The 15,880-nt window shown below is 54.5% G+C and carries 16 protein-coding genes; 8 read left to right on the top strand and 8 right to left on the bottom strand.

The window, feature by feature from the left end; translation table 11 throughout:
* Positions 1-162: 162 nt before the first annotated feature.
* A complete protein-coding gene (gene arcC / locus GA0061071_RS04490; protein WP_061498203.1) occupies positions 163-1,074 on the bottom strand; it encodes a carbamate kinase in 912 nt (303 codons plus the stop codon).
* A 10-nt stretch (positions 1,075-1,084) separates the two neighbouring features.
* A complete protein-coding gene (gene arcA / locus GA0061071_RS04495; RefSeq protein ID WP_061498200.1) occupies positions 1,085-2,305 on the bottom strand; it encodes an arginine deiminase in 1,221 nt (406 codons plus the stop codon).
* 677 nt (positions 2,306-2,982) lie between these two features.
* On the opposite strand from arcA, the gene GA0061071_RS04500 reads away from it, so the two are divergent.
* Positions 2,983-3,435 (top strand): YhcH/YjgK/YiaL family protein, encoded by a 453-nt coding sequence (locus tag GA0061071_RS04500; RefSeq protein ID WP_061498197.1) that lies wholly within the window; start codon positions 2,983-2,985, stop codon positions 3,433-3,435.
* 43 nt (positions 3,436-3,478) lie between these two features.
* Here the strand turns inward: GA0061071_RS04500 and argF are convergent, their stop codons facing one another.
* Together argF and argL are read right to left on the bottom strand one after the other, a co-directional pair.
* Entirely contained in the window at positions 3,479-4,483 is a 1,005-nt protein-coding gene (argF, locus tag GA0061071_RS04505; RefSeq protein ID WP_088237294.1) for an ornithine carbamoyltransferase, read from the bottom strand.
* A complete protein-coding gene (gene argL / locus GA0061071_RS23745; RefSeq protein WP_420843377.1) occupies positions 4,453-4,593 on the bottom strand; it encodes a putative translational regulatory protein ArgL in 141 nt (46 codons plus the stop codon). The genes argF and argL overlap by 31 nt, the downstream gene beginning before the upstream one ends.
* Before the next feature lie 52 nt (positions 4,594-4,645).
* On the opposite strand from argL, the gene rraB reads away from it, so the two are divergent.
* On the top strand, positions 4,646-5,071 hold the full coding sequence (gene rraB, locus GA0061071_RS04510; protein WP_061498191.1) for a ribonuclease E inhibitor RraB: 426 nt from the start codon (positions 4,646-4,648) through the stop codon (positions 5,069-5,071).
* A gap of 44 nt (positions 5,072-5,115) precedes the next feature.
* Positions 5,116-5,874: a tRNA isopentenyl-2-thiomethyl-A-37 hydroxylase MiaE gene (gene miaE, locus GA0061071_RS04515; RefSeq protein WP_088237295.1), complete on the top strand. Its 759-nt coding sequence runs from the start codon at positions 5,116-5,118 to the stop codon at positions 5,872-5,874.
* Between the two features lie 15 nt (positions 5,875-5,889).
* On the opposite strand, the gene GA0061071_RS04520 is transcribed toward miaE, so the two are convergent.
* Positions 5,890-6,393 carry a GNAT family N-acetyltransferase gene (locus GA0061071_RS04520; protein ID WP_061498183.1) on the bottom strand — a complete coding sequence of 168 codons (504 nt, stop codon included), beginning with the start codon at positions 6,391-6,393 and terminating at the stop codon, positions 5,890-5,892.
* 191 nt (positions 6,394-6,584) lie between these two features.
* Here GA0061071_RS04520 and GA0061071_RS04525 point away from each other — a divergent pair, with 191 nt between their 5' ends.
* Positions 6,585-7,787, top strand: coding sequence for a YjgN family protein (locus GA0061071_RS04525; protein WP_088237296.1), 1,203 nt, complete (start codon positions 6,585-6,587; stop codon positions 7,785-7,787).
* A gap of 94 nt (positions 7,788-7,881) precedes the next feature.
* On the opposite strand, the gene GA0061071_RS04530 is transcribed toward GA0061071_RS04525, so the two are convergent.
* The 3 genes from GA0061071_RS04530 to pepA all read right to left on the bottom strand — a co-directional run bounded on the left by GA0061071_RS04530 (position 7,882) and on the right by pepA (position 12,818).
* Positions 7,882-10,737 (bottom strand): valine--tRNA ligase, encoded by a 2,856-nt coding sequence (locus GA0061071_RS04530; protein ID WP_061498173.1) that lies wholly within the window; start codon positions 10,735-10,737, stop codon positions 7,882-7,884.
* Positions 10,737-11,180: a DNA polymerase III subunit chi gene (gene holC, locus GA0061071_RS04535; RefSeq protein ID WP_088237297.1), complete on the bottom strand. Its 444-nt coding sequence runs from the start codon at positions 11,178-11,180 to the stop codon at positions 10,737-10,739. Before holC ends, GA0061071_RS04530 begins: the two co-directional genes overlap by 1 nt.
* A 126-nt stretch (positions 11,181-11,306) precedes the next feature.
* Positions 11,307-12,818 (bottom strand): leucyl aminopeptidase, encoded by a 1,512-nt coding sequence (gene pepA, locus GA0061071_RS04540; RefSeq protein ID WP_061498167.1) that lies wholly within the window; start codon positions 12,816-12,818, stop codon positions 11,307-11,309.
* 153 nt (positions 12,819-12,971) lie between these two features.
* On the opposite strand from pepA, the gene GA0061071_RS23565 reads away from it, so the two are divergent.
* The 4 genes from GA0061071_RS23565 to GA0061071_RS04560 all read left to right on the top strand — a co-directional run bounded on the left by GA0061071_RS23565 (position 12,972) and on the right by GA0061071_RS04560 (position 15,815).
* Positions 12,972-13,022 carry a hypothetical protein gene (locus tag GA0061071_RS23565; protein WP_216848985.1) on the top strand — a complete coding sequence of 17 codons (51 nt, stop codon included), beginning with the start codon at positions 12,972-12,974 and terminating at the stop codon, positions 13,020-13,022.
* A 63-nt stretch (positions 13,023-13,085) separates the two neighbouring features.
* On the top strand, positions 13,086-14,186 hold the full coding sequence (gene lptF, locus GA0061071_RS04550) for an LPS export ABC transporter permease LptF (protein WP_061498164.1): 1,101 nt from the start codon (positions 13,086-13,088) through the stop codon (positions 14,184-14,186).
* Positions 14,186-15,268, top strand: a complete 1,083-nt coding sequence (gene lptG / locus GA0061071_RS04555; protein WP_061498162.1) for an LPS export ABC transporter permease LptG — start codon at positions 14,186-14,188, stop codon at positions 15,266-15,268. The genes lptF and lptG overlap by 1 nt, the downstream gene beginning before the upstream one ends.
* Before the next feature lie 55 nt (positions 15,269-15,323).
* Positions 15,324-15,815 carry a hypothetical protein gene (locus GA0061071_RS04560; RefSeq protein ID WP_061498160.1) on the top strand — a complete coding sequence of 164 codons (492 nt, stop codon included), beginning with the start codon at positions 15,324-15,326 and terminating at the stop codon, positions 15,813-15,815.
* The last annotated feature ends 65 nt before the right edge of the window (positions 15,816-15,880 follow it).

Below are 15,880 nucleotides of genomic sequence, written 5' to 3' on the forward strand. Positions count from 1 at the left end.
CTGTTTTCCCCTTCTCCCCGGAGGGAGAGGGGACCGGTCCCGTTTCCTCTTCTCCATAGGGAGGTAAGGCGGGCTCTGTTTTCCCCTTCCTTTTGGCGAGGTGAGACGAGCTCTGTTTTCCCCCTCTCCCCTCAGGGGAGAGGGTCGGGGTGAGGGGAAAAATCAGTGACGAATCAGCGTGCCCTTGTCTCCACTGAGGATGGACAACCCATCCGCCAGCGCGCCAATCCCGGCAATGCCGTTACAGGCTTCAACAAACTGGCTGCAGGCGGCGACTTTCGGCCCCATAGAACCCGCGTCAAACGACAGCCCTTGCAGGACTTCCGGCGATATCTGTGCCAATGGCCGCTGGGTCGGTTTACCCCAGTCGAGGTAAACGGCGTCTGCATCGGTGAGGATCAGCAGGGCATCGGCTTCTATCTGGCGGGCCAGCAGGGCGGCAGAGAGATCTTTATCGATGACGGCTTCAACGCCGTGATAGCCGTTGGCGTTTTCCACTACCGGTACACCGCCGCCGCCATTGCAAATCACCAGATGTTCGCGCTGGATCAATGCGGCAATCGCGTCGCTTTCAACAATGCGTTTGGGCTGCGGGGACGGGACAACGCGGCGGACGTAATGGCCGTCAGCCTTAAAGGTCCAGCCTTTTTCCTGTTGCAGGGCGGCAGCCTGCTCGTTGTTGTAGACCGGACCGATATACTTGGTCGGATGGCGGAACGCGGGATCGGCTGCGTCCACTTCTACCTGCGTGAGCAGGACGCTGACTTCGCGCTGGGGTAAGCGGTTTTTCAGCGCCTGTTGCAGCATGTAACCGATCATCCCCTGACTTTCCGCGCCGAGGATGTCGAGTGGGTAGGGAGTCACTTTGTCGTAGGCGCTGTTCTGCAACGCCAGCAGGCCGACCTGCGGCCCGTTGCCGTGGACCAGCACCACGTTCCACTGTTCCGTGAGCGCGGCAATGGTACGCGCAGCCAGATCGATATTCTGGCGCTGGATATCGGCTTCCAGCGGTTCGCCGCGTTTGAGCAGGGCATTGCCGCCAAGAGCGACAACCAGTGTGGGTTTCCTTTTCATGTTGGCTCCTTTAAATGCCATCTCGTTCCAGCGGACAGCTCATGCAGCGTGCACCGCCGCGTCCGCGTCCCAGTTCATCACCGGGGATCGGCAGCACAGTGATACCGGCCTTGTCATATTTTTCGTTGGTCCAGGTGTTGCGTTCGTAACCCACCACGACGCCAGGGCGCAGGGTCAGCACGTTATTGGCGTCGTTCCATTGCTCGCGTTCGGCTTCAAAGGCGTCGCCACCGGTGGTGATGAGGCGCACCTGATCAATGCCGAGCGCTTTTTCAATGGCATGCAACAGATCCTCTTCCTGGGTTCGTTGCAACCCGCCGCGCCCGTCCGGCGTCAGCGTCCAACACTGGGCGTCTTTGCGGACGACTTCGGGATAGACAGAGAAGGTGTCGACATCAATGTGCGTCATCACGGTATCGAGGTGCATGCAGGAGCGGTGTTTCGGCAATTCCACGGCGATCACGCGCTCTGCCTGGCGGTGTTTAAACAGGCTGTTGGCAAGGAACTCGACACCCTGCGGAGTGGTGCGTTCCGACATACCAATTAATACCGCACCGCGGCCAATCACTAATACGTCGCCGCCTTCGAGGGTGGCGTGATCATAATTAATATTCTCGTCGCCGAAGTATTTAATAAATTCCCCGTCGGCAAAAGCCGGGTGCCAGCGATATATTGCCCGCAGATTATTGGTCTCACGCTGGCGGGCTGGTTTGGCCATCGGATTAATCGAAACACCGTTATAAATCCAGCACGATGTGTCGCGGGTAAATAAGTGGTTGGGTAACGGCTTCATAATAAAATCATTGGCTGTATGGGTATCCACAACCATATTTTTAATAAATGCCGGGATTTCACCGTAGGTGAGTCCACCGCTCAACCGGCGCGCCAGTTCGCGGTGCGGCATATCCGCCAGCCAGCCTCGCACATCGCTGGCAAAGGTGGGCCCGAGGCGGTAATCGGAGATTTGCATCTCCAGCAACCAGGCTTTTGCTTCTGCAATATCAAGTGTTTGAGTCAAAAGGTCGGTCAACAGCAGGACTTCCACACCCTGTTCACGCAGCGTGTTTGCGAACACATCATGCTCCGCGCCCGCACGTTCAACCGATAACACATCATCAAATAACAACTCCTGACAATTTGAAGGGGTTAAGCGTTTCAGACTTAAATTTGGGCGGTGCAGCATAACGCTACGCAATTGACCAATTTCAGAACCGACGTAATGCTTTTCCATAATTATTCCTTTAACGGTTTTTTAAGAATAAAAAGGGGCGTGCCATGAACGCGATTTAATTTCATGGTGCGATAAGCTCAATTAATTTTCATGGCTCATAGTAGGTGTCGGTGGAATTAAAAATGTGAGCTGGTTCACGTCGAAATTGATATTGTCTGGAGAGTGTTCAAATGCATGATTCGCATCAGAGAACTGTTAATCAGCCTTATTATCAGGGTGAATGTCTACGCGTTAATGGCTGTAATTATTCATGGTTGTTATAGATTTGTGTGGAATGATTGATTTTGTCTTTTTTGTAACGCATTGAATTCAATGCTTTTACTTTTCAATTCCGAATGGGTATGCATAAAAAAGAGGGAAATATTTCCTGAGGCGATTCAATTTAAAAATAATGCGTGAATTCAGGCGCGCAGAGTGGGAGGAATAAAGTGTGAAGCTCCCCCCTTTTTTTTAATAAACCATGCTTAATCAGTCACACAGCGCCTGCCGGATAACGTCTCTCGCTGGCTTTATGCATGATCTCTGCATAAATGCCGTCAGCGCCTTAACAGCCGTTTAACACCCGTTCCGATAACTATGCGCTGTCGCAAATCTCCTGCAAAAAAGGGTGGTATGGCAGTGGGAATTCTCGTATAACCATGTGAAATGAAACGCTGTTTTATATCGAGGATGTAATCATGATCGTTGGCAATATTCACAATGTACAAGCCTGGCTGCCGGAAACGTTGCGCCAGGCTATTGAACTGATTAAGCAGCATGTCACCGATGCCACGCCGATCGGCAAACATGAGATCGACGGCAGTCGCCTGTTTTACCTGGTATCGGAAGATATGACTCAGCCTTTTGCCGAGCGTCGTGCGGAGTATCACGCACGTTATCTGGATATTCAGATCGTTCTCAAAGGCCAGGAAGGCATGACCTTCAGTACGCAACCTGCGGGCGCGCCGGATACCGACTGGCTGGCGGATAAAGACATCGCCTTTTTACCGGAAGGCGTGCAGGAGAAGACGGTAGTGCTGAACGAAGGGGATTTTGTGGTGTTCTACCCTGGCGAAGTGCATAAGCCGCTGTGCGCGGTAAATGCCCCGGCACCGGTGCGTAAAGTGGTGGTTAAACTGCGGGTGGAATAAGAAAAGGCGCCCGGTCGCACAGTGCAGACCGGGCTGTATCGCGTTATTGACTCAGTGTCGCTACCATCACCGCTTTGATGGTGTGCATGCGGTTTTCCGCCTGATCAAACACAATGCTCGCCGGAGATTCAAACACCTCGTCAGTCACTTCCATTCCGCCGTGTAAACCAAACTCTTCCGCCATTTTTTTGCCAAGCGTTGTCTGATCGTCATGGAATGCAGGCAGGCAGTGCAGGAATTTCACCTGTGGGTTGCCGGTCAGTGACAGCATTTTGCTGTTAACCTGATACGGGCGCAACAGAGCGATACGTTCGGCCCACTTCTCTTTGGCTTCACCCATCGACAACCAGACATCGGTATAGATGAAATCAGCATCTTTTACGCCTGCGGCAATATCTTCCGTCAGCGTAATGTTTCCGCCGTTTTTCACCGCCAGCGCACGGCATTCCGTCACCAGGCTGGCGTTTGGCCAGCAGGCTTTCGGCGCAACCAGACGCAGATCGAGGCCCATCAACGCGGCAGCTTCCAGCATCGAGTTGCCCATGTTGTTGCGCGCATCACCTGCATACACCAGCGTCATCTGGCTAAAAGCTTTGCCCGGCAGATGCTCATGCATGGTCAGCAGGTCCGCCAGCAATTGTGTGGGGTGGAATTCGTCGGTTAAACCGTTCCACACCGGTACACCTGCGTATTGCGCCAGCGTTTCTACAATCTCCTGACCGTAGCCGCGATACTGGATCCCGTCGTACATCCGGCCGAGCACGCGCGCGGTGTCTTTAATTGATTCTTTATGCCCGATTTGGCTGCCGCTGGAGCCGAGGTAAGTGACGCGAGCGCCCTGGTCAAATGCGGCAACTTCGAAAGAGCATCGTGTGCGGGTAGAGTCTTTTTCGAAGATGAGCGCGATGTTTTTGCCGGTAAGCTTCTGGACTTCCTGGCCTTTTTTCTTGTCGGCCTTCAGTTGCGAGGCGAGCTGCAGCAGGGAATGGATTTCAGCGGATGTAAAGTCGAGCAACTTCAAGAAATGTTTCTGATAAAACGTAGACATAATTTCCTCACATGGCTAAGGCCACTTATTGAATTAAAATTCAATTTATATGGATGAATATTCATTTGCAACCCCGAAGGAGAAATCTTTTCGGCAGAGAGTGGAGGCATTGGCGGCGGTGTGTGACAATAAGTGTATCTGCCACATTATGAGGAACGAGCCATGGCGAACCCGGAACACCTGGAAGAACAGCGCGAAGAGACGCGTTTGATTATTGAAGAATTGCTGGAAGATGGTAGCGATCCTGACGCGCTGTACACCATTGAGCATCACCTGTCGGCAGATGATTTCGAAACGCTGGAAAAGGTCGCTGTGGAAGCCTTCAAACTGGGTTACGAAGTGACCGAGCCGGAAGAGCTGGAGCTGGAAGAAGGCGATGTAGTGATCTGCTGCGACGTGCTGAGTGAAAGCGCGCTGAATGCCGATCTGATTGACGCGCAGGTTGAGCAACTGCTGAACCTGGCGGAAAAATTTGAGGTTGAATACGACGGCTGGGGCACCTACTACGAAGATCCGAACGGCGAAGAGGGTGACGATGATGAAGATGAAGACTACATCGACGAAGACGATGACGGTGTACGTCACTGAGTGACCGTTGCGGCAGCGCCAGCTGCCGCAAGCAAGGAACAGCTATGGATTACCCGCAAATACTCTCCCCGGTTCGCGATTTTCTCCACTGCCCGACCCCACCATCCTGGATAGAGAAAGCCCGCGACCCGGCGATGTTGCCGCTACTGCTGACCGACCATATGGTCTGTGAGCTGAAAGCGGCGCAAACCGCAATGCTGCTGGTGCGCAAATACGTAGCGGATAAACGCGGTTCTGATGCGCTGCTGGCGTGGCTCAAACCCTATGAAGAATTCACCTTTCGTGAAGGACCGGAGCCGGATTTTGTTGCGCTGCATAAGCAGATTGGCAAAAGCGCAATGCCGCAAACGGACGATAGCTGGGGGCAGGCGCTGATGAATAGCATGGTGTTGTTGATTAAAGAGGAACTGCACCATTTCTGGCAGGTGAGGGAAGCGATGCTGGCGCGCGACATCCCCTATGTCAAAATCACCGCCAGCCGTTATGCCAAAGGGATGCTGAAAGAGGTCCGCACACATGAGCCGTTGACGCTGATTGATAAGTTAATCTGCGGTGCCTATATCGAAGCACGTTCCTGCGAGCGGTTTGCTGCGCTGGCGCCATGGCTGGAAGAAGATTTACAGAAGTTCTATCTGTCGCTGCTGCGCTCCGAGGCGCGTCACTACCAGGATTATCTGACACTGGCACAGCAGGTATCACCCGTGGATATCACGCCGCGCGTTCGCCATTTTGGCGAGGTGGAAGCGGCGCTGATCTCAACGCCGGATACGGAGTTTCGTTTTCACAGCGGCGTGCCGGCGTAAAGACGCGCTGTAACATTACAGCGCTTTCAGCATGCGTACTTCACAGTCTACATGGCCGGTACAGCCCAGCGGCCCGTCAATGTGCTCAAAGCCCAGGTGCTCATACAGACCAATGGCATCGGTAAGGAAAGCGGTGGTTTCCAGATAACAGCGGGTAAAACCCTGCGCGCGGGCGTGGTCGAGCGCCATTTGCGCCAGCTTTTTCGCCAGACCCTGGCCGCGAGCCCTGGGCAGGAAATACATTTTTTGCAGTTCGCAGATATCCGGTTCACTGCATTTTAGCGGCGCAACGCCGCCACCGCCGACGACGTCGCCGTTTTGTTCCACTACCCAATATGCACAACCCGGGCGACTGTAGAGCTGATAAAGCTCGTCCAGTTCGGGGTCGGCGACGGTGTAGCCTTTATCGGCGGTGAGGCCATACTCCGCCGAAACCTGGCGGATCACCGATGCGATTGCTGCGTTATCTGTAGCAGCAATCCGGCGCATTTTCACCTCTACCGGAGCGGTCACATTCATTTCTGCACTCTGTTTTGGGGTTATGACGTGATCCTGCTTAATACCACCACAACGGCGTTCTGGCAAGACCAGGAATATTGGTCGCTATTATTTCGACTTTAAACTATTTAGACTTAAGAATGGACTTAACTCAACCGCAATATTGTTATGGTTGACTCTGTTTGTCTTGTTTTTTTACGATAAGGATTGTTATGACTTCCGAAACTCATGGTTCCGTAACGGCTCCCGTTCGCCATTTTCTCTTTCAGGGCAGTGGCAAAGGCTATTTTGCGGTATGGCTGGTGAATATTCTTCTTACCCTGATAACCGCAGGGTTATATTTACCTTGGGCATTAGTGCGTGCACGCCGTTATTTCTACGAGAATACTGAACTTGGCGGTGCGCGTTTTTCTTATCATGCCACCGGGCGTTCGATTTTTGTTGGCTGGCTCTGTCTGTTGGTGCTGTATGTGATTTTCCTGATAAACGTGGTGCACCAGAATGTTGGCCTGCAACTGTGCATGATTGGCTTATTCCTGATTTTCTTCCCGTGGCTGATTACTCAGGGGCTGCGCTATCAACTGCTGATGACGGAAATTAACGGTGTACGCTTCAATTTCTACGCCAGCCCACTGCGCGCCTGGTGGGTGATGATGGGGTGCCCGCTGCTGATTATTATCGCTTCAGTGGTGATCTTCTCCCTTTTTGTCTCTTCTGCTGTCAGTAGCGGTTCGTACGGCGCTATTTTCACTATGATTGGTATCGGTACGCTGGTATTAATGCTGGGGATCGCCATTATGCAGGGTGTATATACTGCGCAATGGTTTGGCATGCTGGTTAATAATCTGCAATACGGCAAACTGAAATTCTCCGGTGAATTTTCCGCGAAAAAATGCATCACGATTATTGTATTGTCGATGCTGTTGTTTGTGCCGTTTATCGCCGTTGTATTGTATATCATTATTCCGGCGTTCTTTATGATGACGCAGTATGCCTATGCGGCTGGCGATGACCCGGAACAGTTAGCACTGCTGATGGGACCGTTCTACGGAAAATTACTGTTCAGCTATCTGCTGTATATTGCCGGTGCGGTGGTTTGCTATATTTTCGCCTTTGTGAAGCTGCGTAATTACCTCTACAGCCAACTGTCGCTGGAAGGGGATATTCGTTTTTCTTCTACGGTGACCATCGGGCGCGTGTTCCTGATTTCCGTGACCAACCTGCTGGTGTGCTGCGTGACGCTGTTCCTGGCGTGGCCGTGGGCGAAAGTGCGCTTTACCCGCTATTTACTGGAAAATACGCACGTACACGGTGATCTGGAAGCGCTGCCGTTGGAAAAACACGACGTGCAACCGGCAAAAGATCCAGCGAATCTGCTGGCGCGTGGTTTGTCTTTCTATCCGGTAGTCTTTTAATCTGACCGCTTTTGCCGGATGACGCTCAATGTTTTATTCGGCCAGCCAATAAAAAAGCCGGGCATCAGAGCCCGGCTTTTTTTATGCAACGTGATTACAGCGCGGCGATAACGGCCTGCTGTTCAATCAGCTTCGCTTTCGCTTCCGCATAACCTTCCAGCTTCTCACGCTCTTTCGCAATCACCGCTTCCGGTGCGCGCGCGACAAAGCCTTCGTTACCGAGTTTGCTTTCGATACGCCCAATTTCCTGATCCACTTTAGCGACTTCTTTCGCCAGACGCGCCAGTTCGGCGTCTTTGTCGATAAGCCCCGCCATCGGGATCAGCAACTCTGCGCCGTCAACAATCTTGGTGACCGAAACCGGGCCTTTCTCGTCAGCAGACAGGATCGTAATGCTATCCAGGCGCGCCAGCGTTTGCAGGAAGCTCTGGTTATCGTTTACACGACGTTTTGCATCTTCGCTTGCGCTACGCAGCAACAGCTCCAGCGGTTTACCCGGAGAGATGTTCATTTCCGCACGGATGTTACGCACGGCAATGATCGCCTGCTTCAGCCATTCGGTGTCTGCCAGCGCGTTCTCATCTACCTGAGAGGCGTCATATGCCGGGAACGGTTGCAGCATGATGGTCTCGGCGGTGATGCCTTTCAGCACTTTCACACGCTGCCAGATGGTCTCGGTGATAAACGGAATGATCGGGTGCGCAAGACGCAGAAGACCTTCCAGCACGGTGACCAGCGTATTACGGGTGCCGCGCAATTCCGCTTCAGAGCCACCGTTCATGACCGGCTTGGTCAGCTCCAGATACCAGTCGCAGAACTGGTTCCAGGTGAACTCGTACAGGATGCCTGCCGCAATATCAAAGCGGAAGTTGTCCAGCGCGTCGCGATAAGCCTTGATGGTCTGGTTGAACTCGGCGAGGATCCAGCGATCCGCCAGCGAGAGTACTTTTTCGCCGCCGTTGAAGCCGCAATCCTGATCTTCAGTGTTCATCAGCACAAAGCGGCTGGCGTTCCACAGCTTGTTACAGAAGTTACGATAACCCTCCAGGCGCTTCATATCCCAGTTGATGTCGCGGCCGGTAGAGGCCAACGCCGCCAGGGTAAAGCGCAGGGCGTCGGTACCGTGCGGCTCAATGCCGTCCGGGAACTGTTTCTCGGTGCGTTTGCGGATTTTTTCCGCCAGCTGCGGCTGCATCATGTTGCCGGTGCGTTTTTCCAGCAGATCCGCCAGCGAAATCCCGTCTACCATATCCAGCGGGTCAATCACGTTACCCTTGGATTTGGACATCTTCTGGCCTTCGTCGTCACGAATCAGACCGGTCATATAGACGGTCTTAAACGGGACCTGCGGTTTGCCATCTTCGTCTTTGATAAAGTGCATGGTCATCATGATCATGCGCGCGATCCAGAAGAAGATAATGTCGAAGCCGCTGACCATCACGCTGGTCGGGTGGAACTGACGCAGCGCATCGGTGTTTTCCGGCCAGCCGAGGGTGGAGAAAGTCCACAGCGCGGAGGAGAACCAGGTGTCCAGCACGTCTTCGTCTTGCCGCAGGGCGACATCGGCGGACAGGTTGTTTTCCTGGCGCACTTCCTCTTCGCTGCGGCCGACGAAGACGTTGCCCTCGTTGTCGTACCAGGCCGGAATACGGTGGCCCCACCACAACTGGCGGGAGATACACCAGTCCTGAATGTCACGCATCCAGGAGAAGTACATATTCTCGTACTGCTTCGGTACAAACTGGATATCGCCGTTTTCCACCGCTTCTACCGCCGGTTTCGCCAGTACGTCGGCACGGACGTACCACTGGTCGGTCAGCATCGGTTCAATAACCACGCCGCCGCGATCGCCGTACGGTACGGTCAGATCGTGCGGTTTAATCTCTTCCAGCAGGCCGAGCGCGTCTACCGCGGCGACCACCGCTTTACGCGCGGCAAAACGCTCCAGTTTCTGGAACTCCGCCGGGATGTCTGCCGGGTAAACGTCGGATTCGTTGCCGTTGGTGTCGTACACCTGCGCGCTTTCACGGATATCGCCGTCAAAGGTCAGGATATTGATCATCGGCAGCTTGTGACGACGACCAACTTCGTAGTCGTTAAAGTCGTGCGCCGGGGTGATTTTCACGCAGCCGGTGCCTTTTTCCATGTCGGCGTGTTCATCGCCAACGATCGGAATACGGCGGTTCACCAGCGGGAGCACCACAAATTTGCCGATCAGATCTTTATAACGCGGATCTTCCGGGTTTACCGCTACGCCGGTATCGCCGAGCAGCGTTTCCGGACGGGTGGTGGCGACCACCAGGTAATCTTTACCGTCGGCGGTTTTCGCGCCATCGGCCAGCGGGTAACGGATATGCCACATGGAGCCTTTCGACTCGCGGTTTTCCACTTCCAGATCGGAGATCGCCGTGCGCAGTTTCGGATCCCAGTTCACCAGGCGTTTGCCACGGTAGATCAGATCTTCTTTATACAGGCGGACGAACACCTCTTTCACTGCATTGGAGAGGCCTTCATCCATGGTGAAACGTTCGCGATCCCAGTCCACAGAGTTACCGAGACGGCGCATCTGGCGGGTAATGGTACCGCCAGATTCGGCTTTCCACTGCCAGATCTTGTCGATAAAGGCGTCGCGGCCGTAGTCGTGGCGGGTTTTCCCTTCTTCCGCGGCAATTTTACGTTCAACCACCATCTGGGTGGCGATACCGGCATGGTCAGTCCCCGCCTGCCACAGGGTGTTTTTGCCCTGCATGCGCTGGTAACGGATCATGGTATCCATAATGGTTTGCTGGAAGGCGTGGCCCATATGCAAACTGCCGGTGACGTTCGGCGGCGGGATCATGATGCAGAAGCTTTCCTGGCTTTCATCACCGTTGGGTTTGAAATAGCCCTGCTTTTCCCACTGCTCGTACAGCGGCTGTTCGATATCTTTGGGGTTGTATGTCTTTTCCATTATTTCCAGGTTGCCGTGTTCAGGTTGAAACCGGCCACGCGGTAAGCTTTATAGCGTTCGCGCGCCAGTTGTTTCAGAGAGTCTTCGTAAGGGACGAAGTCTATCACTTCTGTGAAAGCGGTGGCAAAATCTGCAAATTCCACCCTCAGGCTGATCAGTACATCGCGTGGGCTGCTGCTGCGCTTTTGCGGCCAGGACAGCTCAACCGGCGCACCACCGCGCGGACCTTCGCCCGACAGGTTGTGCGGCACGAAGCTTTCCGGCGGGCGCGCCCACAGGGCTTCATCCAGCCGGATAGCCTGTTGCTCATCGGCACAGGCGATCAACACGCGTTTGCCATTGCGCCAACGTTCTGCGGCAATCTCACACACCAGTTGTTCCACGGCGTTTAAGCCATCAACGGTGTTGTCGTTGTCCAGAAGATAGAACGTTGCAGTCTTCATAATATATGGGGTTTCTTGTGGTGGATTTAAATCTCATACCCTCACCCCGGCCCTCTCCTTAAGAGAGAGGGAGCGGTGATTCCCTCGCCCCTTTGGGGAGAGGGTTAGGGTGAGGGGGACTTTACATTACTCTTCGCCGTTAAACCCGGCGCGGTTCAGCAGGAACTGCGACAGCATTGCTACCGGGCGACCGGTCGCACCTTTGGCTTTACCGGAGCGCCATGCGGTACCGGCGATGTCCAGATGCGCCCAGTTATACTTGCGGGTAAAGCGCGACAGGAAGCACCCGGCAGTGATTGCACCGCCAGGACGGCCGCCAATGTTCGCCATATCCGCAAAGTTAGACTCCAGTTGCTCCTGGTATTCATCGCCCAACGGTAAACGCCATGCACGGTCGCCAGCTTGTTCAGAAGCGCCGATCAGCTCATGAGCCAGCGGGTTGTGGTTCGACAACAGGCCCGTGATGTGATGACCCAGCGCAATCACGCATGCGCCGGTCAGCGTAGCGACGTCAATCACCGCTTCCGGTTCGAAGCGTTCCACGTAGGTCAGCACGTCGCACAGCACCAGGCGGCCTTCCGCGTCAGTGTTCAATACTTCTACGGTCTGGCCGGACATGGTGGTCAGCACATCGCCAGGACGGTACGCGCGCCCGCCAGGCATATTTTCACAGCCCGCCAGTACGCCAATCACGTTGATCGGCAGTTGCAATTCGGCCACCATGCGCATCACGCCATAGACTGCCGCCGCGCCGCACATGTCGTATTTCATTTCGTCCATGCCTTCGGCAGGCTTGATCGAAATACCGCCGGAGTCGAAGGTCAGGCCCTTGCCGACCAGCACAATCGGGCGTGCCTCTTCAGACGGGTTGCCTTTGTATTCGATCACCGACATCAGCGATTCATTCTGTGAGCCCTGGCCCACAGCCAGGTAAGAGTGCATGCCCAGCTCGCGCATCTGCTGCTCGCCAATCACGCGAGTGACCACATTTTTACTGTAGGTGTCCGCCAGTTGGCGCGCCTGAGAAGCCAGATAACCGGCATTACAGATATTGGGCGGCATATTGCCCAGATCTTTCGCGGCTTTAATGCCAGCAGCAATCGCCAGACCGTGCTGGATAGCGCGCTCGCCGCTGGTCAGCTCACGGCGGGTTGGCACGTTGAACACCATTTTACGCAGCGGGCGACGCGGTTCGCTTTTGTTGGTTTTCAGTTGATCGAAGCTGTACAGCGTTTCTTTTGCTGTCTCTACCGCCTGGCGGACTTTCCAGTAGGTATTGCGGCCTTTAACATGCAGTTCGGTCAGAAAACAGACCGCCTCCATGGAACCTGTATCATTCAGGGTGTTGATGGTTTTCTGGATCACCTGCTTGTACTGACGCTCATCCAGTTCACGCTCTTTACCGCAGCCAATCAGCAAAATCCGCTCAGAGAGGACATTCGGCACGTGATGAAGCAACAACGTTTGGCCCGGCTTGCCTTCCAGCTCGCCGCGACGCAGCAGCGCGCTGATATAGCCGTCGCTGATCTTATCGAGTTGTTCGGCAATCGGAGAGAGTCGGCGCGGTTCAAAGACACCAACAACGATGCAGGCACTCCGCTGTTTCTCCGGGCTACCGCTTTTTACACTGAACTCCATGCACTACGCTCCTGAATCTTAAAGACAACAGCGGCGGCTACGGATAGAATTGCAAGCTTTCGTAACTCATGTCCGCTGTTGCGGTGACTTCGTGTTAATCTTAATGTTACTTCGGTTTCGGCACGTCAGAATCGGGTCTTACGCACGTATCCGCTGAGTATATTAATCTTAGCGATCATTTCGACGACTCAAGAGAATAAATGACGTTTAAGCCATGAAACAAGCGATTTTCCAGGAAAAAGACTGGTTTTTACGGGCGTAATTAAAGTGATAATCATAAGATATCTGGCGCGGGAGACGCTAAAAAGCCAGCTTGCGATCCTATTCATCCTGCTTTTGATTTTCTTTTGTCAAAAACTGGTCAAGATATTAGGCGCAGCGGCAGACGGTGAGATCCCCACCAACCTCGTGCTCTCGCTGCTGGGTTTGGGCGTGCCTGAGATGGCGCAGCTTATCCTGCCATTGAGCCTGTTCCTCGGCCTGCTCATGACGCTGGGCAAACTTTATACTGAAAGTGAAATCACGGTCATGCACGCCTGTGGCCTGAGCCGTGGCGTGCTGATAAAAGCGGCGATGATTCTGGCGCTGTTTACCGGCGCTATGGCTGCGGTGAACGTGATGTGGGCTGGCCCGTGGTCATCCCGCCATCAGGATCAGGTGCTGGCGGATGCCAAAGCCAACCCCGGTATGGCCGCGCTGGCGCAGGGGCAGTTCCAGCAAGCGACGGACGGCAACTCGGTGCTGTTTATTGAAGGCGTGGAAGGCAGTACGTTCCATAACGTGTTCCTTGCGCAAATCCGCCCGAAAGGCAACGCTCGCCCGTCGGTTGTGGTGGCGGACTCCGGCCACATTACACAGCATAAAGACGGTTCGCAGGTCGTCACGCTGAATACGGGGACGCGCTTTGAAGGCACGGCGATGCTGCGCGACTTCCGCATTACCGATTTCCAGAACTATCAGGCGATTATCGGCCACCAGACCGTTACGCTGGATCCTTCCGATACCGAACAGATGGATATGCGCACGCTGTTGAGCACGGATAACCCCCGCGCCAGCGCGGAGCTGCACTGGCGTTTAACGCTGGTGTTTACGGTCTTTATGATGGCGCTGATGGTGGTCCCGCTTAGCGTGGTCAACCCGCGTCAGGGGCGCGTGCTCTCCATGCTGCCCGCCATGTTGCTGTACCTGGTTTTCTTCCTGCTGCAAACTTCGCTGCGTTCGAATGGCGCGAAAGGCAAACTGGATCCAATGATCTGGATGTGGGGCGTTAACCTTGCTTATCTGGCGCTGGCGGTGGCGTTAAACATGTGGGATACGGTGCCGATGCGCCGGGTTCGCGCCCGTTTTGCCCGTAGAGGAGCGGTATAATGCAGGCTTTTGGCGTTCTTGACCGCTATATCGGTAAAACCATTTTTACCACCATCATGATGACGTTATTCATGTTGGTGTCGCTCTCCGGCATCATCAAATTTGTCGATCAGCTCAAAAAAGCCGGGCAGGGCAGTTACGATGCGCTGGGCGCTGGGCTGTATACCCTCCTCAGCGTACCGAAAGATATTCAGGTCTTCTTCCCGATGGCGGCGCTGCTTGGCGCACTGCTGGGGCTTGGCATGCTGGCCCAGCGCAGTGAACTGGTGGTGATGCAGGCCTCCGGCTTCACCCGTATGCAGGTTGCCTTGTCGGTGATGAAAACCGCCATCCCACTGGTGTTGCTGACAATGGCGATTGGCGAGTGGGTCGCGCCGCAGGGTGAGCAAATGGCGCGTAACCAGCGTGCACAGTCGATGTATGGCGGCTCACTGCTTTCTACCCAGCAAGGCTTGTGGGCAAAAGACGGTAATGACTTTGTGTATATTGAGCGCGTGAAAGGCGACGATGAACTGGGCGGCGTGAGCATTTATGTGTTCAATAATCAGCGCCGTTTACAGTCTGTGCGTTATGCGGCATCGGCGAAGTTCGATACAGAACAGAAAATCTGGCGTTTGTCGCAGGTGGATGAGTCCAACCTCACCAATCCGAAGCAGGTGACCGGTACACAGACCGTGAGCAGCACCTGGAAAACCAACCTCACGCCGGACAAACTGGGCGTCGTGGCGCTGGATCCGGATGCACTGTCTATAAGCGGTCTGCACAACTATGTGAAGTACCTGAAGTCGAGTGGTCAGGACTCCGGGCGCTACCAGCTTAATATGTGGAGCAAAATCTTCCAGCCGCTTTCCGTGGCGGTGATGATGTTGATGGCGCTGTCGTTCATCTTCGGCCCGCTGCGCAGCGTGGCGATGGGCGTGCGTGTGGTGACGGGCATCAGTTTCGGCTTTGTCTTCTACGTGCTGGACAAGATTTTCGGCCCGCTGACGCTGGTTTACGGCATTCCCCCTGTGGTGGGCGCGTTGTTGCCCAGCGCCACATTCTTCTTGATCAGCTTGTGGCTGATGATGAGAAAAAGTTAATCAGTACATCAAGAGAGGCTGCGGCCTCTCTTTTTTTGGGTGCAAGGAGTCGCGCATGTTGCAGTGGGTTACCCGTACGGTTGTTCGTTTTTCTTCTATTTTCCTCTGCGGGATGCTGAGTTCGGTTCTTACGGTGGCGGTGATTGGCGCGCAGTGGTTTGCTTCGCTGGTTGGCGACAGTGTGGTGCTGGCAGTGGAAGTGCTGGTCACGCTGCTGGCATTGGGGCTGGTCAGTTGGCTGACCCGTCGCGCGGATGCGCTGGCGCGTGCCGTGGGGACTGTCCGGCCGGGTTCGCCGGAAGAGGTGCAGGCAGACCGGGTATTATCCCGCTTTGATACCGCTGAAAAAGCGCAGGAATTCCAGTGTCTTATATTTCTCCCGCCCGCTATCGCCGGTTTTATTCTGCTGGATGAACGCCTTTCGCTCTATGTGCACGGCGGCCTGCTGATTCTGGCCATCGCCGGGGCCTTATGGCAGAGCCATCGTCTTGAGCACCTACGCCAATTACGCGGTTATACCACCGGCTTTGGGCGTACCGTACCGTAAGTGCTTCTCAGTAAAATCTGTTCTTAACGCGCTTCTTCGCACCAGAGGCTATGCTTTTGCATACC

The sequence above is a fragment of the Kosakonia oryzendophytica genome, assembly GCF_900094925.1.
Taxonomy (GTDB): domain Bacteria; phylum Pseudomonadota; class Gammaproteobacteria; order Enterobacterales; family Enterobacteriaceae; genus Kosakonia; species Kosakonia oryzendophytica.